This is a genomic window from Klebsiella pneumoniae complex sp. WS1778, assembly GCF_049472055.1.
Taxonomy (GTDB): Bacteria; Pseudomonadota; Gammaproteobacteria; order Enterobacterales; family Enterobacteriaceae; genus Klebsiella; species Klebsiella quasipneumoniae.
On record NZ_JBKGTJ010000010.1, the window covers coordinates 55544 to 75210 of the forward strand.

Sequence of the window (19667 nt, forward strand, 5' to 3'; positions counted from 1 at the left end):
TCACCTGTATAGCCAGTAGGCGGTGCTTTCCACATTAGCACCGCTGAGAATATAACGTTTAAGCGCGGCGGTGTTGCCCATCTGGGTCGCCACCCGCAGTGTAGAAAGTCCGCGCGAAGCGGCCCAGTACCGCGCCGCCTGCATCAGCTGCGCCCCGGCGCCGCGTCCGGCCAGCAGGCCGATACGCGCCTCGGTGGCATTGAGCTGGCGCAGGGAGACAAAGGCGCGAATATCGCCCTCAGGATGGCGGTAAATCAGGCACTGATGATCGAAGGTGCCGCGCACCGCATTTTCAATCCACTGGGCATAGAAGCGGCCGCTGGCATCGGCAGCGTACCAGGGCGCACGAAAGCGGCTCAGGGCAAAGGCCTGCGCCGCCAGCTCGCGCAGTGGCGCAATATCCGCCTCCACGGCGACGTCGGCGCCCGCATCCGCAGGGTTGCCCACCGGTAGCGCCAGATCGACCTCGCCTTCCACCAGCTGAAAACCCAGCTGCTGCAGCGCGTCGAGCCGGACGGTGTCGCTGGCGGCTACCTTCGCCTGCACCCGCGACCACCCCGCCAGCGCCTCAGGCGTCAGCAGCGGCGCACGCTCGTCAAAGTGAACGACGGCGCTGTTAACGGCAAAGAAGCGGTTCTCCCACTCCAGGGGATCAATACTGGCGCGGGCGGGCACGGAGCAGATCCAGCAGATATTGGCCGTAGCCGGTTTTTTCCAGCCGCTTCGCCGCGCGTTTGACGCCGTCGTCGTCCAGCCAGCCGTTGCGCCAGCCGATCTCTTCCAGACAGGCGATTTTAAAGCCCTGACGCTTCTCGACGGTCTGCACAAACATGCTGGCCTCGATCAAGCTATCGTGGGTGCCGGTATCCAGCCACGCAAAGCCGCGTCCAAGCAGTTCGACGGTTAATGCGCCATCTTCAAGGTACATCTGGTTGATGGAGGTGATTTCCAGTTCGCCGCGCTCGGATGGCTTGACCCGTTTGGCGTACTCCGCCACCTTGCCATCGTAGAAATAGAGACCGGTGACCGCCCAGTTCGACTTCGGCTGCTTCGGCTTCTCTTCCAGCGACAGCGCGCGGAAGTTGTCATCAAACTCCACCACGCCAAAGCGTTCAGGATCCATCACCTGATAGCCAAAAATCGTCGCCCCTTCCGTGCGGGCAGCCACGCTGCGCAGCTTGGGGCTGAAGCTCTGGCCGAAGAAGATGTTGTCACCTAACACCAGGCACGCCGGTTCACCGTTAAGAAAGGCTTCGCCGATGATAAACGCCTGGGCTAAACCATCCGGCGACGGCTGTACGGCATAGTGCAGCGCAATGCCAAACTCTGAACCATCGCCGAGCAGGCGCTGGAAATCGCGCAGATCGTCCGGTGTGGTGATGATCAGGATCTCACGGATCCCGGCCAGCATTAATACCGACAGCGGGTAGTAGATCATCGGCTTATCGTAGATCGGCAACAGCTGCTTCGACACGCCGCGGGTGATAGGATGCAGTCGCGTTCCGGACCCCCCCGCCAGAATAATACCTTTCATCATTCCCCCCAGAGATGATTAGCCTTGCAGCCCAAGACGCTCGCCCTGATAGCTACCGTCCTGAACCTGGCGCCACCATGGCTCGTTCGCCAGATACCACGCCACGGTCTTACGCATACCGGAAGTGAAGGTCTCAGCCGGCGTCCAGCCCAGCTCACGGGCAATCTTCGAGGCATCAATGGCATAGCGCAGATCGTGGCCCGGGCGGTCGGCAACAAAGGCGATCAGGTCGCGATAGTGCGCCACGCCCTGCGGCTTATTCGGCGCCAGCGCTTCGAGCAATTCGCAAATGGTTTCCACCACCTCGATGTTTTTACGTTCGTTATGACCGCCGATATTGTAAGTCTCGCCCGGTTCGCCGCGGGTCGCCACCAGATATAGCGCCCTGGCGTGATCTTCCACGTACAGCCAGTCGCGGATCTGCTGTCCATTGCCATATACCGGCAACGGCTTGCCCGCCAGCGCGTTGAGGATCGTCAGCGGGATCAGCTTCTCGGGGAAGTGATACGGGCCGTAGTTGTTCGAACAGTTGGTGATAAGCGTCGGCAGGCCATAGGTTCGCAGCCAGGCGCGCACCAGGTGGTCGCTGCTGGCTTTCGAGGCCGAATAGGGACTGCTTGGCGCATAGGGCGTGGTCTCGGTAAAGAAATCATCGCTGCCGTGCAGATCGCCATACACTTCATCGGTGGAGATGTGATGGAAGCGAAACGCCGATTTTTGCGCCGTAGCCAGCGTATTCCACCAGCTACGGGCCGCCTCCAGCAGCGTATAGGTGCCCACGATATTGGTTTCAATAAACGCCGCCGGGCCGTCAATCGAACGATCGACATGGCTTTCCGCCGCCAGGTGCATCACTGTATCCGGTTGATACTGAACGAAAATACGATCAAGCTCGCCGCGGTCGCAAATATCCACCTGTTCAAAGGCGAAACGCGCATCCTGCGCCACCGTCGCCAGCGACATTAAATTGCCGGCGTAGGTCAGTTTATCCACCACCACCACGCGATCGGCGGTGTGCTGGATAATCTCCCGCACTACCGCCGAACCAATGAAGCCCGCGCCGCCGGTGACCAGAATGGTTCTCACCGCCACACTCCTTTGGTGTCGATGATATACGCCTGGGTGACGCTATCGCCGCTAACGGCTTTAAATTCCTGGTGATCGACCAGCATCACCAGCACATCGGCGCTGGCCAGCGCCGCATCGAGGGTCGCCAGCGTACACAGACCGTCGAGCTTCTTCGGCAGCGCGTGAATGTTGGGCTCAACCACCTGCGTCGTGCCGCTGTGCCAGCGGGCAATCTGCGCGGCAATTTCCATTGCCGGGCTTTCGCGCAGGTCGTCAATATTCGGCTTAAAGGCGAGGCCAAAACAGGCAATGGTCAGTTCGCTGGCCCGTTTGTTGGTGGCATTCAGGCAGTCCGCTACCTGCGCTTTCACCTGTTCGATAACCCATTCCGGCTTGTGGTCGTTAACCTCACGGGCCGTGCGGATTAGACGCGCCTGCTGCGGGTTCTGCGCCACGATAAACCACGGGTCGACGGCGATACAGTGGCCGCCGACGCCCGGACCCGGCTGCAGGATATTCACCCGAGGATGACGGTTCGCCAGGCGGATCAGCTCCCAGACGTTAATGCCCTGGTCAGCGCAAATCAGCGACAGCTCGTTGGCAAAAGCGATGTTGACGTCGCGGAAGCTGTTTTCCGTCAGCTTGCACATCTCAGCGGTACGCGAGTTGGTCACCACACATTCGCCTTCAAGGAAGATTTTATACAGCTCGCTGGCGCGAGCGGAGCAGACTGGCGACATGCCCCCGATAACGCGGTCGTTTTTAATCAGCTCGACCATCACCTGACCGGGCAATACCCGCTCCGGGCAGTAGGCGATATTCACGTCCGCCGCTTCACCCACCTGCTGGGGGAAGCTAAGATCCGGGCGCATCTCCGCCAGCCACTCAGCCATCTGTTCGGTCGACCCGACCGGCGAGGTGGACTCGAGGATCACCAGCGAACCTTTCTTTAACGTTGGCGCAATGGATTTTGCCGCCGACTCGACAAACACCATATCCGGCTCGTGGCGATCTTTAAACGGCGTCGGCACGGCAATCAGGTAGGCATCCGCTGCCACCGGGGTGGTGGTGGCGCTTAAATACCCCTGCTCGACCGCGGTCTTCACCACGCTCGCCAGATCCGGCTCCACGATATGAATCTCTCCACGGTTAATGGTCTCCACGGCATGTTGATTGACATCAACGCCGACCACCCGCTTCTGCCGGGAGGCGAACGCGGCAGCGGTTGGCAGCCCGATATAGCCAAGGCCAATCACTGAAATGGTAGAAAAACTCATAGCGTTACCTGATTATTTTTAAGTGCAGACAAAATTCGACGACATGCTTCGCCATCGCCATAAGGATTATGCGCGCGGCTCATCGCCTGGTATGCGGCATCATCCTCCAGCAGACGCGTCACTTCCGCGACGATGCGCTGGCTGTCAGTGCCCACCAGACACACGGTGCCGGCGGCCACCGCTTCCGGACGTTCGGTCATATCGCGCATGACCAGCACCGGTTTCCCCAGGGAAGGCGCCTCTTCCTGAATGCCACCGGAATCGGTCAGGATGAGCCAGGCCCGATCCATCAACCAGACGAACGGCAGGTAGTCCTGCGGTTCAATCAACAGCACGTTGTCGATATGGCCGAGAATACGGTTCACCGGTTCGCTGACATTAGGATTCAGGTGAACCGGATAGGCAATCTGCACCTCAGGGTGGGTATGGGCTATCTCCGCCAGCGCCTGGCAGATCTGCTCAAAACCGCGGCCGAAGCTTTCCCGCCGATGGCCGGTAACCAGAATCATTTTTTTACCGTGGCTAATGAAAGGGTAGCGCTGCAGCAAGGTCTCCCGTAGCGCTTCATCGCCCAGAACCCGATCGCGCACCCAGAACAGAGCATCGATGACGGTATTACCGGTCACCGTGATGCGACTGTCGGCAATGTTCTCCCGCAGGAGATTCTGCCGCGAGGTTTCCGTAGGGGCGAAGTGGTACGTCGCCAGATGCCCGGTCAACGTACGGTTGCCCTCTTCCGGCCACGGCGAACTTAAATCGCCGGTCCGCAGCCCCGCCTCTACATGGCCCACCGGTATGCGCTGGTAAAACGCCGCCAGGCTCGCCGCCATCGTGGTGGTGGTATCGCCATGCACCAGCACCACGTCGGGTTTAAACGACTCCAGGACCGGCTTCAGCCCCTCAAGAATACGGCAGGTGATCTCGGTGAGCCCCTGCCCCGGCTTCATGATGTTGAGATCGTAGTCCGGGGTGATGGAGAATAGTTTCAACACCTGATCGAGCATCTCCCGATGCTGCGCGGTCACGCATACTTTCGCCTCAAAATGAGGATCCTTTGCCAGCGCATGGACCAGAGGAGCCATCTTGATGGCTTCCGGCCTCGTGCCAAATACAGTTAGTACTTTCACATCGATTCTCTTCGATTAGGCGATGAAGGTCATCTGCCCTTCACCACAGGCCGCAATCACAGGACACGACGACGCGATAACGCCACGCCTGCGCCGATGAGCGCACCCACAATCCCCCACATCACCATCAGAAATACACGGCGCGGGCTATCGCGTTTTACAGGTTCTTCCGGCGTTCGCAAATACCGGTAAGTCTGAAAACGCGGGTCCAACGTTGGACCGACGTTCAACGTGCTCAGCATGGCGCGATTCTGGTCGTAATCGAGGTCATATTCCGGTCCGACGGCCTGCAGGTTTTCCAGTCTGGCCTGCAGCATCGGCCTGCCCAATAAAAATAGCTCTGAATCCGGCAACTGATCGGCAGGAACATCCGTTTCGCTGCGTGAGATGTTATGCTGCTGAGCGACCTTCAGCGCTTGCTCCACGCTGTGGGTCCGGCGGTTGAAAATAGCCTCGGCCACCTCCTCCTGGCGCTTCACCTGCGCCTTCATTTGCACCGTCCGCGCCGCCCAGGCGCCTTTGAGTTCGTCGTTAAGATGGCCGGCCGCCCGCTGGCTGGCGAAAGCCACATACTGGCGCAGCAAATTATTGGCATCCTGCCCAGTCTCGGCAGTCAGTTTGACGCTGTCATTGACGCTCTTGGCCGCATCGCCGGGCATAAACTGGATATTGTTAATCAAATCATCCAGCATCGCCGCATCGGCGCGAGCATTACCCGACTGGCGCTGCTTGTAGTAGTCCGTTTGCAGCCAGAAATCACGCCGGGTGTCCCAGGAGGCCAGCTGCATGATGAACTCTTTATACGCTTCATCCATGGCGGAAGGCTGATCCACCGAGGCCAGGTCGGCTTTGATATCCAGATTGCGTAAGAACTGCTGCTGGGAATAGTACCCCCCCAACATGTTGACAGTAGGCCGATCGGTGATCGCCGTGGCGCTCCACTCCTGGCGAGCAAAGAAGGTGTACACCAACACGATAGCGGCGAAGAGAACAGCGCCGCCGACTATCCAGCCTTTTCCTGCCCATAAAGCGCGAAACAGCCCGCGAATATCCAGCTCGTTCTCAACGTTCACTGCTTGTGCTCCCGGTAATGGTTGAGTCATCACATCCCCAGCTTTACTTGGTTAGTTTCGGATTATTGCCGCTGTGTCGCCGAATTCTGCGTCTGATGCGCTTAACCAGACGCGCCACTTTCCAGGCGCGCTTAATACAGTAGCCATAAAGGAAGAAGGCCACCAAAAAGAGAATTAACATCACCCATTCCGGCACAATGCGGGTATATTCCGCCGCGACGCCAACCAGCGCCAGCAGGGCAGCGGCCAGGGTAATCAGGACGAACGCCTGGCGGGAAGTAAACCCGGCGCGCATGATCAAATGATGAATATGCTGCCGGTCCGGTGAGAAAGGACTCATGCCTTTACGCAGGCGGCGATACATAATCGCCACCATATCCATCAACGGGATAGCGATAATCCACAGCGCAGTGACCGGGCTGATGGGATGCGTTTTACCTTGGGTGGTTTCCAACAGGATCCAGATGATGGTGAAGCCAATCATGGTGCTGCCGGCGTCACCCATAAAAACTTTATAGCGGCGGCCGAGGGCGCCAAGATTAAGAAGAATATAGGGCAGAATGGCGGCGATCATCGCAAAACACCACATCGCCAGGCTGTACTGGCCATCAAACCAAAGGATGATCCCGGTCGCCGCAAAGGAGACCGATGACAGGCCGCCGAGCAGACCGTCAATCCCATCGACCATATTAAACGCATTGATGGCGGCCCAGACGGCAAACAGAGTAAGGAAGAAGCCGAAGGGCCCCAGCACCAGCTCCCACGAGCCAAAAATAAAGCCCAGACTACTCAGATGCAGATTCCCTGCCATCATCATAATCACGGCGATCGCGGCCTGAATGACCGCGCGAATTTTCACGCTGATGTCGAAGCGATCGTCCAGCGCACCAACCAGCACCAATACCCCCGCACAGGCCAGATACAGCGAGGCGTGAGGAATATAATAATCGGCGATAGCGAAGGTAAAACAGATGCCTGCATAAACTGAGATACCACCGACCAACGGAATCAACCCCTGATGCCGTTTGCGATAGTTTGGTTTATCCACTAACCCAATCTTTTTTGCCACTTTCCGCGCGACAAAAATAAAGAGGGTCGTGAATAAGAAAATACTGATTAATTCAGTAATAGCAGTGAGTAAATTCACAACGCATGTGCTCTCAGCATAGTTAATCCGGGAAGTATAGCGATGATGCCCCAACTCCAGAAGGGGAAAAGCAGAACATTACAAATTTATTGTATAGATTTTAGTCTGTTAAAGCTGTCTCCGCCTGCTGTCCGGCGCCATTATACGACAACTTTCGTCCCGCTTTCTCTGTCTCTGGATCATACAAATCCCAAAATGAAAACGCCACGCAAAGGCGTGGCGTTTCTGGCTTTTTTTACCTTACGAGCGCTTCATCATATCGAAGAAGTCATCATTCGTCTTAGTCATTGCCAGTTTATTAATGAGGAATTCCATCGCGTCGATCTCACCCATCGGATGGATAATTTTGCGCAGGATCCACATTTTCTGCAGCTCTTCCTGAGTGGTGAGCAGCTCTTCTTTACGCGTACCGGAACGGTTGTAATCGATAGCCGGGAAGACGCGTTTTTCAGCAATCTTACGAGAGAGGTGCAGCTCCATGTTACCGGTGCCTTTAAACTCTTCGTAGATAACTTCATCCATTTTGGAGCCAGTGTCGATCAGCGCCGTGGCGATGATGGTCAGGCTACCGCCCTCTTCAACGTTACGCGCCGCGCCGAAGAAACGCTTCGGACGGTGCAGGGCGTTAGCGTCCACACCACCGGTCAGCACTTTACCGGAAGCCGGGACCACGGTGTTGTAGGCACGCGCCAGACGGGTAATGGAGTCGAGCAGGATGATAACGTCTTTCTTGTGTTCAACCAGACGTTTCGCTTTCTCGATAACCATCTCAGCAACCTGAACGTGGCGGGATGCCGGTTCGTCGAAGGTGGAAGCAACGACTTCACCTTTGACCAGACGCTGCATCTCGGTCACTTCTTCCGGACGTTCGTCGATCAGCAGCACCATCAGCACGCAGTCCGGATGGTTGTAAGCGATGCTCTGCGCGATGTTCTGCAGCAGCATGGTTTTACCGGCTTTCGGCGGCGCGACGATCAGACCACGCTGGCCGCGGCCAATCGGGGAAGCCAGATCCAGTACGCGAGCAGTTAAGTCTTCGGTAGAACCGTTACCACGCTCCATACGCAGACGAGAATTCGCGTGCAGCGGCGTTAAGTTCTCGAACAGGATCTTGTTACGGGCGTTTTCCGGCTTGTCGTAGTTAACTTCGTTAACTTTCAGCAGCGCAAAGTAACGCTCACCCTCTTTCGGAGGACGAATCTTACCGGAAATGGTGTCACCAGTGCGGAGGTTGAAACGGCGGATTTGGCTGGGGGATACGTAGATGTCGTCAGGGCCGGCGAGGTAGGAGCTGTCTGCGGAGCGGAGGAATCCAAATCCATCCTGCAGTATCTCCAGTACGCCGTCGCCAAAGATATCTTCGCCACTCTTCGAATGCTGCTTGAGGATGGCAAAAATAATATCCTGCTTACGCATACGAGCCAGATTTTCCAGCCCCATATTTTCGCCGAGAGTAATCAGCTCAGAAACCGGCGTATTCTTTAATTCGGTAAGATTCATAGTGGTGTGGGTTCTTAAACTCGGGGTAAATCTCGAACTTAATGTTGTGAATGGTATGGCAGGAACTTCCATGCCTGTTAACGGCCTTCATCTCGTGTCTGTACGTTGCCTGGTCACAGGAAAGAACGCAGAACTGAAACGACTAGACGGAATGAGTGAAAAGCCCGGAATTAATAGCTTCACGCGCATTTTTTTGCGGGATGCTTCGGGTAAAACAAGATTCAAACAAGGTATGTTTAAAACGAAGTCTGTGGATTAACTTAGCACGACTCCAGCCGGGCGTCCAGAGTTCCGCAAAAAATAGGAATCTGGACGCCGGAACAGCAATTCGCTTACGCCAGGTTGGCGTCGAGGAACTCTTTCAGCTGACCCTTGGACAGGGCGCCAACTTTGGTGGCCGCCACTTCGCCGTTTTTGAACAGCAGCAGGGTTGGGATGCCGCGAATGCCGTACTTCGGCGCGGTACCCGGGTTCTGGTCGATGTTCAGCTTAGCTACGGTCAGTTTGCCCTGATACTCTTCAGCGATCTCATCCAGAATCGGGGCGATCATTTTGCACGGACCACACCACTCTGCCCAGAAATCGACGAGGGTCAGCCCGTCAGCCTTGAGTACGTCCGTGTCAAAACTGTCGTCAGTCAGGTGAATAATTTTATCGCTCATATTTAACTCCACAGGAATAAGCCTGGTGTGTTGGTGTCGTAGCCATCAACGACGCGCTGCAGCTACGTTATGCACGCTATTCTTCAGGATACCTCAATTCTCTGGTCTGCCAACTGGCGTGATCCATCATGGACCCACCTTTTGACGCCAGGGTTGCCCGAACGCGAACTGCATGCTGCAGATTTATCGCTCCCGACTCGCTTAGTGGTCTAAGCTATCCTGGATTCGTTCAGTTACCGTAGACGTACCTTGAATAATTTCGCACACCGCCAACGAAAGGTTGACGTTATTTCACCGGATACGCTTTCTTAATGCAATAGTTAGCTGATATTCTACCACACTATGAGCAAAACACATTTAACAGAACAGAAGTTTTCCGACTTCGCCCTGCACCCGGCAGTCATTGAAGCCCTTGAAAAGAAAGGGTTTCATAATTGCACACCTATTCAGGCCCTCGCCCTTCCGCTGACGCTGGAAGGCCGCGATGTCGCCGGGCAGGCGCAAACCGGTACCGGTAAAACGATGGCGTTCCTGACGTCGACGTTTCATTATCTTCTCTCTCACCCGGCTATCGCCGATCGCCAGGTAAACCAGCCGCGCGCGCTGATTATGGCGCCGACGCGTGAACTGGCGGTACAGATCCACGCGGACGCTGAACCGCTGGCGCAGGCCACCGGTCTGAAGCTGGGTCTGGCTTACGGCGGCGACGGCTACGATAAGCAGCTGAAAGTGCTGGAAAGCGGCGTCGATATTCTGATCGGCACCACCGGTCGTCTGATCGATTACGCGAAGCAAAACCACATTAACCTCGGCGCCATTCAGGTCGTCGTGCTGGACGAAGCCGATCGCATGTACGATCTCGGCTTTATTAAAGATATCCGCTGGCTATTCCGCCGCATGCCGCCGGCCACTCAGCGTCTGAACATGCTGTTCTCCGCGACCCTTTCCTATCGCGTACGCGAACTGGCGTTCGAACAAATGAACAACGCCGAGTACGTTGAAGTCGAGCCGGAACAGAAAACGGGCCACCGTATTAAAGAAGAGCTCTTCTACCCGTCCAACGAAGAAAAAATGCGCCTGCTGCAGACGCTGCTGGAAGAAGAGTGGCCCGATCGCGCCATCGTCTTCGCCAATACCAAGCATCGTTGTGAAGATATCTGGGGCCATCTCGCCGCCGACGGCCATCGCGTAGGTCTGCTGACCGGCGACGTGGCGCAGAAAAAACGTCTGCGTATTCTCGAAGAATTTACCCGCGGCGACCTCGATATCCTGGTCGCGACTGACGTTGCCGCTCGTGGCTTGCACATTCCGGCCGTGACCCACGTCTTTAACTACGATCTACCAGACGATTGCGAAGATTACGTTCACCGCATTGGCCGTACCGGTCGCGCTGGCGCAAGCGGTCACTCCATCAGCCTCGCCTGCGAAGAGTATGCGCTGAACCTGCCGGCTATCGAAACCTATATTGGTCACTCAATTCCGGTCAGCAAGTACAACCCGGACGCGCTGATGACCGATCTGCCGAAGCCGCTGCGCCTGACCCGTGCTCGCCCAGGCAACGGCCCGCGCCGCAACGGTCCACCGCGCAATCGTCGTCGTTCAGGTTAAGAAATCTATGCTATACGCTCAATCATTCAGAATGTGCCAGGGCGCGCTTCCCCGGCAACCCGCTCAGTTACACGGATTGGGCACAAGCGCCCCGTCGACCAGGGAGCCTTCTGAACGATGAAGAGCATGAGCTCCACCTCGCTGTATGCCGCCATTGATTTGGGCTCCAACAGTTTTCATATGTTGGTGGTGCGCGAGGTGGCTGGCAGTATCCAGACGCTGAGCCGCATTAAGCGCAAAGTCCGTCTTGCCGCCGGCCTGAATAGCGACAACACGCTCTCCGCAGAAGCGATGGAGCGCGGCTGGCAGTGCTTACGCCTGTTTGCCGAACGCCTGCAGGATATTCCGCCGGCGCAAATCCGCGTCGTGGCCACCGCCACGCTGCGTCTTGCCGTCAATGCCGGCGAATTTCTGGCGAAAGCGCAGGAGATCCTCGGCAGTCCGGTACAGGTCATTAGCGGCGAAGAAGAAGCGCGTCTGATTTATCAGGGGGTCGCCCACACCACCGGCGGCGCCGATCAGCGACTGGTGGTCGATATCGGCGGCGCCAGCACCGAACTGGTGACCGGAACCGGCGCGCAAACGACCTCGCTATTTAGCCTGTCGATGGGCTGTGTGACCTGGCTTGAACGCTATTTCGCCGATCGCAGCCTGACGAAAGAAAATTTCGATCTTGCCGAGGCGGCCGCGCGTGAGGTGCTGCTGCCCGTCGCCGATGTGCTGCGCTATCACGGATGGAAAGTGTGCGTTGGCGCCTCCGGCACCGTTCAGGCTCTGCAGGAAATTATGATGGCGCAGGGGATGGATGAGCGGATCACCCTGACCAAACTCCAGCAGCTTAAACAGCGCGCCATTCAGTGCGGACGCCTGGAAGAGCTGGAGATCGAAGGCTTAACCCTTGAGCGAGCGCTGGTGTTTCCAAGCGGGCTGGCGATCCTTATCGCTATCTTCAGCGAACTGAATATTCAGTGTATGACCCTCGCGGGCGGCGCGTTACGTGAAGGTCTGGTGTACGGCATGCTGCATCTCTCCGTTGAACAGGACATCCGCAGCCGCACTCTGCGTAATATTCAGCGTCGTTTTATGATCGACACCGAACAGGCCCAGCGCGTCGCTGGTCTCGCCAGCCACCTGCTCAGCCAGCTGGACGGCAGCTGGGAGCTGGATCCGCTAAGCCGCGACTTGCTCCTCAGCGCCTGTGCATTGCATGAAATTGGCCTGAGCGTGGATTTTAAGCGCGCGCCGCAGCACGCGGCCTATCTGGTCAATAATCTCGACCTGCCCGGCTTTACCCCGGCGCAGAAGAAGCTGATTGCGACGCTGCTGCTTAACCAGACTAACGCCATCGACCTCTCATCGCTTCATCAGCAGAATGCCGTCCCGCCGCGAGTTGCCGAACATCTTTGTCGCCTGCTGCGACTGGCGATCCTCTTTGCCAGCCGGCGGCGTGACGATTTGCTGCCCGCCATCAATCTTGTGGCCGGTGATGAAAAACTGTCCCTGACGCTGCCGGAAAACTGGCTGGATAATCACCCGCTTGGGGCTGAGCTGATCGAACAGGAATGCCAGTGGCAGAGCTATGTGCACTGGGTGCTTGAGGTGAAGTAATACGCTGAACATTGCCGGGCGGCGGCTTCGCCTTACCCGGCCAGCTTATCGCTATCCTTTCTCTTTAGCTTTTGCCAGCATGGCGCGAATGTTCGCCACGTTAGCCTGTCCTTTATGCATTCGCTCTTCAGCGGTAATCACTTTGCGCGCCTGCTCCCAAATCAGATCGTCCTGGGGTAGCTCCAGCAGAAAACGGCTCGGTTCCGGGCGCACCACCTCACCATACTGCCGGCGCTCCTTACAGAGCGTAAAGGTCAGCTCTTTCTGCGCGCGGGTGATGCCCACGTAGGCTAACCGGCGCTCTTCATCGACATTATCTTCATCAATGCTGCTCTGGTGCGGGAGCAATCCCTCTTCCATTCCCACCAGGTAAACATACGGGAACTCCAGCCCTTTTGAGGCATGAAGGGTCATCAGCTGCACCTGATCCAGCTCTTCATCCGATTCACCGCGCTCCATCATGTCGCGCAGCGTAAAGCGGGTGACCACCTGCGTCAGGGTCATCGGCTCATCGATTTCGCTGCCTTCCAGCATCTCGGTCATCCAGGTGAACAGCTGGTTGACGTTTTTCATGCGCATTTCTGCGGCCTTCGGGCTGGGCGAGGTTTCATACAGCCAGGATTCGTAGTCAATTCCGCGGATTAAGTCGCGCACGGCGTTGACCGGCTCGCGTTCGGCCAGCTGCTGGATCTCACGCAGCCAGTGGGTGAAGCGGGTGAGTGATTCATACCCGCGCCCGGTCAGCGTCTGGCTGAGACCCATATCAAAGCTGGCGGTGAACAATCCTTTGTTGCGGCCCATCGCCCACTCACCGAGCTTTTGCAGCGTCGCCGGGCCGATCTCGCGCTTCGGTGTATTCACGATACGCAGGAAGGCGCTGTCGTCGTCCGGGTTGGTCAGCACGCGCAGATAGGCCAGCAGATCTTTAATTTCCGGGCGCGAGAAGAACGACGTGCCGCCGGAGATTTTGTACGGGATGCGGTTCTGCATCAGCATCTTTTCAAAGACCCGCGACTGGTGATTGCCGCGATAAAGGATCGCGTAGTCTTTGTAATTGGTTTTATTAATGAAGTGGTGGGCGATCAGTTCCCCGGCCACGCGCTCCGCTTCATGATCTTCATTGTTGGCGGAGAGCACTTTCAGCTCAGCGCCGTATCCCAGTTCGGAGAACAGACGCTTTTCAAAAACGTGCGGGTTGTTGGCGATCAGAATGTTAGCGGCTTTCAGAATACGCCCGGAGGAGCGATAGTTCTGCTCAAGCTTGATAACCTGCAGCGCCGGGAAGTCCTGGCTGAGCAGCACCAGGTTCTGTGGCCGCGCGCCGCGCCACGAGTAGATCGACTGGTCATCGTCGCCTACCACTGTAAAACGCGCCCGCTGGCCCACCAGCAGCTTCACCAGCTCATACTGGCTGGTGTTGGTATCCTGATACTCATCCACCAGCAGGTAGCGGATCTTATTCTGCCAGCGTTCGCGCACCTCCTCATTGCGCTGCAGCAGCAGCGTCGGCAGCAGGATCAGATCGTCAAAATCGAGGACATTGCAGGCCTTCATATGCGCATCGTACAGTCCATAGCAGTGGGCGAAGATGCGGTCCCGTTCGCCTTTCGCACCCGCGGCGGCCTGGGCCGGGGTTTTCAGATCGTTTTTCCAGTTGGAGATCGTCGAGATCAACTGCTGGAGCACCACTTTGTCATCTTCGATCAACCCTTCGGTCAGCTCTTTGAGCAGCGCCACCTGGTCAGTATCGTCGAATAAGGAGAAGTTAGACTTCATGCCCAGCGCGGCGTATTCCCGCTTGATGATATCCAGCCCCAGAGTGTGGAAGGTGGAAATCATCAGCCCGCGCGCCTCTTTGCGCCCCAGCGTTTGCCCAACGCGCTCTTTCATCTCGCGCGCGGCTTTGTTGGTAAAGGTCACGGCCGCGATATGGCGCGCCTGATAGCCGCAGCCGCGGATCAGGTGGGCGATTTTATTGGTGATCACGCGGGTCTTACCGGAGCCGGCGCCCGCCAGCACCAGGCACGGTCCGGTTACAAATTCGACGGCTTGTTGTTGGCCAGGGTTTAAACGCATGGAGTCTTGCTCAATCTTCGAACGGGGTGGGGATTGTAGCAGAAAGCGGAGCCGAGATTTACCGACTGATGGTAAAGTGAAGAAATCGCGATTAACCCGTAGAGCAGAACCATGAAAAAGACCGCAGCAGCCCTGCATATCCTGGTCAAAGAAGAGAAACTGGCCCAGGAGATCCTTGCCAAACTGGAACGCGGCATCAGCTTCGATCATCTGGCGAAGCGCTATTCGAAATGCCCGTCCGGGCGTAACGGCGGCGATCTGGGGGAGTTTCAGCAAGGCGCGATGGTCGGCCCATTCGATCAGGCGGTCTTTAGCTGCCCACTTCTCAAGCCCTACGGTCCGGTAAAAACCAAATTTGGCTACCATATCATTAAGGTGCTTTATCGCCGCTGACGCGTGGTATATTGCGCCCCGATTTATCTCAACCTATTCAAGGCACGATCATGGCAAAAACAGCAGCAGCACTGCATATTCTTGTTAAAGAAGAGAAACTGGCTCTGGATCTTCTGGAGCAGATTAAAAACGGCGCCGACTTCGGTAAGCTGGCGAAGAAGCACTCCATTTGCCCATCAGGCAAACGCGGCGGTGATTTAGGTGAGTTCCGCCAGGGCCAGATGGTGCCGGCGTTCGATAAAGTGGTTTTCTCCTGCCCGGTGCTGGAGCCAACCGGCCCGCTGCATACCCAGTTCGGCTACCACATCATCAAAGTGCTGTACCGGAAATAATAAAAAACCCGGGGATCTTAATCTCCGGGTTTTTGCCTGATGGCGCTTCGCTTATCAGGCCTATTAAACAAATCCATTCCTCTATGGATTTCGGCTTGCCGGAAGGCGGCAAGGAAGTACATCCCCGTGAACATAGATTACTATGTGACTGGGGTGTACGTACCGTAGCCAACGCATCGGCAAGTCGAAAGACGACGAGGAATTAGCCGGCTACCGCGATACGTTTCATATCGGTCATATAACCGCGCAGTTTCTTACCAACCTGCTCAATAGCGTGGCTGCGAATGGCTTCGTTAACATCACGCAGCTGAGCGTTGTCTACCGCGCCTTCGGCAATCGCCGTACCCAGGTCGCCAGTCTGCAGGGTGGTCATGAACTCTTTCAGCAGCGGTACGCAAGCATAAGAGAACAGGTAGTTACCATATTCAGCGGTATCAGAGATAACCACGTTCATCTCGTACAGACGCTTACGGGCAATAGTATTGGCGATCAGCGGCAACTCGTGCAGAGATTCATAGTACGCGGACTCTTCGATGATGCCGGAGGCCACCATGGTTTCGAAGGCCAGCTCAACGCCCGCTTTCACCATCGCGATCATCAGAACGCCTTTATCGAAGTACTCCTGCTCGCCGATTTTACCTTCATACTGCGGCGCGGTTTCGAACGCGGTTTTACCAGTCTCTTCACGCCAGGTCAGCAGTTTCTTATCGTCGTTCGCCCAGTCCGCCATCATACCGGAGGAGAATTCGCCGGAAATGATGTCGTCCATGTGTTTCTGGAACAGCGGCGCCATAATCTCTTTCAGCTGCTCGGAGAGCGCATAAGCGCGCAGTTTCGCCGGGTTAGAGAGGCGATCCATCATCAGGGTAATGCCGCCCTGCTTCAGCGCTTCGGTGATGGTTTCCCAGCCGAACTGAATCAGTTTTTCTGCATACGCCGGATCGGTACCTTCCGCCACCAGCTTGTCGAAGCACAGCAGAGAACCCGCCTGCAGCATGCCGCAGAGGATGGTCTGCTCGCCCATCAGGTCAGATTTCACTTCGGCAACGAAGGAAGATTCCAGCACGCCCGCACGATGGCCGCCGGTCGCCGCCGCCCATGCTTTCGCAATGGCCATGCCTTCGCCTTTCGGGTCGTTTTCCGGATGTACCGCGATAAGCGTCGGTACGCCGAAACCGCGTTTGTACTCTTCACGCACTTCGGTACCCGGGCACTTCGGCGCCACCATCACCACGGTGATGTCTTTACGGATCTGCTCGCCCACTTCCACGATGTTGAAACCGTGGGAGTAGCCCAGCGCCGCGCCGTCTTTCATCAGCGGCTGTACGGAGCGCACAACGTCAGAGTGCTGTTTGTCCGGAGTCAGGTTAACCACCAGGTCCGCCTGCGGGATCAGCTCTTCATAAGTGCCGACTTTGAAGCCGTTTTCGGTCGCTTTACGCCAGGAGGCGCGCTTCTCGGCGATCGCTTCTTTGCGCAGCGCATAGGAGATATCCAGGCCGGAGTCACGCATGTTCAGACCCTGGTTCAGGCCCTGCGCGCCGCAGCCGACGATGACCACTTTTTTACCCTGAAGGTAGCTTGCGCCATCGGCGAATTCGTCGCGCGCCATAAAGCGGCATTTGCCCAGCTGTGCCAGCTGCTGGCGCAGGTTCAGTGTATTAAAGTAGTTAGCCATGTCTGTAACTCCGTGATGTTGTGTCGTGCTTATTGTTCGGTTCGCTTTTGCGAGAATGAACTTACTATATGACAGGAATTTTATTGCGGAAATTGATATATTCACAACGTCACGTTGCATTTTATGAAATACAAAACCGGGGAGTACGCGCCGTGGATTTACGCGATCTGAAAACCTTTCTGCATCTGGCGGAAAGCCGCCATTTTGGCCGCAGCGCGCGGGCCATGCACGTCAGCCCGTCGACGCTTTCGCGCCAGATCCAGCGTCTGGAAGAGGACCTCGGCCAGCCGCTGTTCGTGCGAGATAATCGCACGGTGACCCTTACCGAAGCCGGGGAGGAGTTACGTACCTTTGCCCAACAGACTTTACTGCAGTATCAGCAGCTTCGTCACGTCATCGATCAGCAGGGCCCTTCGCTCTCCGGCGAGTTGCACATCTTCTGCTCCGTCACCGCCGCCTATAGCCATCTGCCGCCGATCCTCGACCGCTTTCGCGCCGCGCACCCCTCGGTGGAGATCAAGCTGTCGACCGGCGACGCCGCCGACGCCATGGAGAAGGTGGTCACCGGCGAAGCCGACCTGGCGATTGCCGGTAAGCCGGAGACTCTGCCAGGGTCGGTGGCGTTTTCGATGCTGGAGAACCTCGCCGTGGTGTTAATTGCCCCGGCCCTTCCCTGCCCGGTGCGCAACCAGGTGACCGTCGAGCGCCCCGACTGGTCGACAGTGCCCTTTATCATGGCCGACCAGGGGCCGGTACGTCGGCGCATCGAGCTGTGGTTTCGGCGGCATAAAATCAGCAATCCGTCGATCTACGCCACCGTCGGCGGGCACGAAGCGATGGTGTCGATGGTCGCCCTGGGATGCGGCGTGGCGCTGCTGCCGGAGGTGGTGCTGGAGAACAGTCCGGAGCCGGTACGCAACAGGGTGATGATCCTGGAACGCAGCGATGAGCAAACCCCGTTTGAGCTCGGCGTTTGCGCACAAAAAAAGCGGCTGCATGAGCCGCTTATTGATGCTTTCTGGAAAATTCTGCCGAACCACTAGCCCGCGAGGAAAAAGCGGAATGCCGGGTTATGGGTCTCATCATGACACTCATAGCCCAATTCATTAAGACGGGTTTCAAAATCCGGCTCGTGCTCGCCCAGCTCGAAGGCCGCCAAAACCCGACCATAGTCGGTGCCGTGGCTACGGTAGTGGAATAGCGAAATATTCCAGTGGGTGCCGAGGGTGTGCAGGAACTTCAGCAGCGCCCCCGGCGATTCCGGAAACTCGAAGCTGAACAGCCGCTCCTGCAGCGCTTTTGACGGTCGGCCGCCGACCATATAGCGCACATGGAGCTTGGCCATTTCGTCATCGGAAAGGTCAACGACGCTGTAGCCACCATCGTTCAGTAACTGAAGGATCTCTTTCCGCTCCTCCAGCCCACGACTCAGACGTACCCCCACAAAGATGCAGGCGTCTTTGGCATCGGCAAAGCGGTAGTTGAACTCCGTCACCGAGCGGCCCCCCAGTAGCTGGCAAAACTTCAGAAAGCTGCCCTTCTCTTCCGGGATCGTCACCGCCAGCAGCGCTTCGCGCTGTTCCCCGAGCTCGCAGCGCTCAGACACGTAGCGCAGACCGTGGAAGTTGACGTTGGCCCCGGACAGGATGTGAGCCAGTCGCTCGCCGCGAATATTGTGCTGAGCGACATATTTCTTCATCCCCGCCAGCGCCAGCGCGCCGGAAGGCTCTGCCACCGCCCGCACATCTTCGAACAGATCCTTCATCGCCGCGCAAATAGCGTCGCTGTCGACGGTGATGATGTCGTCCAGATACTCCTGGCACAGACGGAAGGTTTCATCGCCGATGCGTTTGACCGCCACGCCTTCGGCAAACAAGCCGACGCGCGGCAGGTCCACCGGATGACCGGCGTCCAGGGCCGCCTTCAGGCAGGCCGAATCTTCCGCTTCCACCGCGATCACTTTAATCTGCGGCATCAGCTGCTTGATCAGCACCGCCACGCCTGCCGCCAGGCCGCCGCCGCCCACCGGGACGAACACGCGGTCGATGTGGGCATCCTGCTGCAGCAGCTCCAGCGCCAGGGTTCCCTGACCGGCGATGACCATCGGGTGATCGAACGGCGGCACCCAGGTAAAGCCCTGCTGCTGCGCCAGCTCAATCGCCCTCGCCTTCGCTTCATCAAAGTTGGCGCCATGCAGCAGCACTTCGCCGCCAAAGCCGCGAACGGCATCCACTTTGATGTCGGCGGTCGCTACCGGCATCACGATCAGCGCCTTAACGCCCAGCCTCGATGCGGAGAACGCCACGCCCTGGGCATGATTGCCCGCCGAGGCGGTGATCACCCCGTGGGATTTCTGTTCCGCGGTCAGGCTGGACATCATCGCGTAGGCGCCGCGCAGCTTAAAGCTGTGTACCGGTTGGCGATCTTCGCGCTTCACCAGAATAACGTTATCCAGGCGAGAAGAGAGTTTGTCCATTTTTTGCAGCGGCGTTTTCTGCACCGCTTCATAAACCGGCGCGCGCAGCACTGCTCTCAGGTATTCGGCGCCCTCAGGGGCGCCGGACAGGGGTTGTGAATCCGCCAT

The 19667-nt window shown here is 57.3% G+C and carries 17 protein-coding genes; 5 read left to right on the forward strand and 12 right to left on the reverse strand.

The window, feature by feature from the left end:
* The 9 genes from rffC to trxA all read right to left on the reverse strand — a co-directional run bounded on the left by rffC (position 1) and on the right by trxA (position 9388).
* Entirely contained in the window at positions 1–675 is a 675-nt protein-coding gene (rffC, locus tag ACLEXF_RS24375; protein ID WP_043521019.1) for a dTDP-4-amino-4,6-dideoxy-D-galactose acyltransferase, read from the reverse strand.
* Positions 653–1534 (reverse strand): glucose-1-phosphate thymidylyltransferase RfbA, encoded by an 882-nt coding sequence (gene rfbA, locus ACLEXF_RS24380; protein WP_004886836.1) that lies wholly within the window; start codon positions 1532–1534, stop codon positions 653–655. The genes rffC and rfbA overlap by 23 nt, the downstream gene beginning before the upstream one ends.
* Positions 1535–1552: 18 nt before the next feature.
* Positions 1553–2620, reverse strand: a complete 1068-nt coding sequence (gene rffG / locus ACLEXF_RS24385; RefSeq protein WP_043521021.1) for a dTDP-glucose 4,6-dehydratase — start codon at positions 2618–2620, stop codon at positions 1553–1555.
* Positions 2617–3879, reverse strand: a complete 1263-nt coding sequence (wecC, locus tag ACLEXF_RS24390; protein WP_017899408.1) for a UDP-N-acetyl-D-mannosamine dehydrogenase — start codon at positions 3877–3879, stop codon at positions 2617–2619. The genes rffG and wecC overlap by 4 nt, the downstream gene beginning before the upstream one ends.
* Positions 3876–5006, reverse strand: a complete 1131-nt coding sequence (gene wecB / locus ACLEXF_RS24395) for a non-hydrolyzing UDP-N-acetylglucosamine 2-epimerase (protein ID WP_072042534.1) — start codon at positions 5004–5006, stop codon at positions 3876–3878. Before wecB ends, wecC begins: the two co-directional genes overlap by 4 nt.
* 56 nt (positions 5007–5062) lie before the next feature.
* Positions 5063–6109: an ECA polysaccharide chain length modulation protein gene (wzzE, locus tag ACLEXF_RS24400; protein WP_004886846.1), complete on the reverse strand. Its 1047-nt coding sequence runs from the start codon at positions 6107–6109 to the stop codon at positions 5063–5065.
* 13 nt (positions 6110–6122) lie between these two features.
* Positions 6123–7226 carry a UDP-N-acetylglucosamine--undecaprenyl-phosphate N-acetylglucosaminephosphotransferase gene (gene wecA / locus ACLEXF_RS24405; protein ID WP_004886849.1) on the reverse strand — a complete coding sequence of 368 codons (1104 nt, stop codon included), beginning with the start codon at positions 7224–7226 and terminating at the stop codon, positions 6123–6125.
* A gap of 240 nt (positions 7227–7466) precedes the next feature.
* Complete coding sequence (gene rho / locus ACLEXF_RS24410; RefSeq protein WP_002883293.1) at positions 7467–8726, reverse strand: transcription termination factor Rho; 1260 nt, start codon at positions 8724–8726, stop codon at positions 7467–7469.
* 332 nt (positions 8727–9058) lie between these two features.
* A complete protein-coding gene (gene trxA / locus ACLEXF_RS24415) occupies positions 9059–9388 on the reverse strand; it encodes a thioredoxin TrxA (protein WP_002883224.1) in 330 nt (109 codons plus the stop codon).
* 342 nt (positions 9389–9730) lie between these two features.
* Between trxA and rhlB the strand changes: the two genes are divergently transcribed.
* A complete protein-coding gene (gene rhlB / locus ACLEXF_RS24420; RefSeq protein WP_002883222.1) occupies positions 9731–10996 on the forward strand; it encodes an ATP-dependent RNA helicase RhlB in 1266 nt (421 codons plus the stop codon).
* Positions 10997–11113: 117 nt separating this feature from the next.
* A complete protein-coding gene (gene gppA, locus ACLEXF_RS24425) occupies positions 11114–12604 on the forward strand; it encodes a guanosine-5'-triphosphate,3'-diphosphate diphosphatase (RefSeq protein WP_231786923.1) in 1491 nt (496 codons plus the stop codon).
* A 51-nt stretch (positions 12605–12655) separates the two neighbouring features.
* Here gppA and rep read toward each other — a convergent pair whose 3' ends face one another.
* Positions 12656–14680: a DNA helicase Rep gene (rep, locus tag ACLEXF_RS24430; RefSeq protein ID WP_004886858.1), complete on the reverse strand. Its 2025-nt coding sequence runs from the start codon at positions 14678–14680 to the stop codon at positions 12656–12658.
* 111 nt (positions 14681–14791) lie between these two features.
* Between rep and ppiC (ACLEXF_RS24435) the strand changes: the two genes are divergently transcribed.
* Both ppiC (ACLEXF_RS24435) and ppiC (ACLEXF_RS24440) read left to right on the forward strand, forming a co-directional pair.
* On the forward strand, positions 14792–15073 hold the full coding sequence (ppiC, locus tag ACLEXF_RS24435) for a peptidylprolyl isomerase PpiC (protein ID WP_004886860.1): 282 nt from the start codon (positions 14792–14794) through the stop codon (positions 15071–15073).
* 50 nt (positions 15074–15123) lie between these two features.
* Positions 15124–15405: a peptidylprolyl isomerase PpiC gene (gene ppiC / locus ACLEXF_RS24440; RefSeq protein WP_004886861.1), complete on the forward strand. Its 282-nt coding sequence runs from the start codon at positions 15124–15126 to the stop codon at positions 15403–15405.
* 202 nt (positions 15406–15607) lie between these two features.
* Here ppiC (ACLEXF_RS24440) and ilvC read toward each other — a convergent pair whose 3' ends face one another.
* Positions 15608–17083, reverse strand: a complete 1476-nt coding sequence (ilvC, locus tag ACLEXF_RS24445) for a ketol-acid reductoisomerase (protein ID WP_002883178.1) — start codon at positions 17081–17083, stop codon at positions 15608–15610.
* Positions 17084–17235: 152 nt separating this feature from the next.
* Here ilvC and ilvY point away from each other — a divergent pair, with 152 nt between their 5' ends.
* Positions 17236–18126, forward strand: a complete 891-nt coding sequence (gene ilvY / locus ACLEXF_RS24450) for an HTH-type transcriptional activator IlvY (protein ID WP_002883176.1) — start codon at positions 17236–17238, stop codon at positions 18124–18126.
* Here the strand turns inward: ilvY and ilvA are convergent.
* Positions 18123–19667, reverse strand: a complete 1545-nt coding sequence (gene ilvA / locus ACLEXF_RS24455; RefSeq protein ID WP_017899412.1) for a threonine ammonia-lyase, biosynthetic — start codon at positions 19665–19667, stop codon at positions 18123–18125. The genes ilvY and ilvA overlap by 4 nt on opposite strands.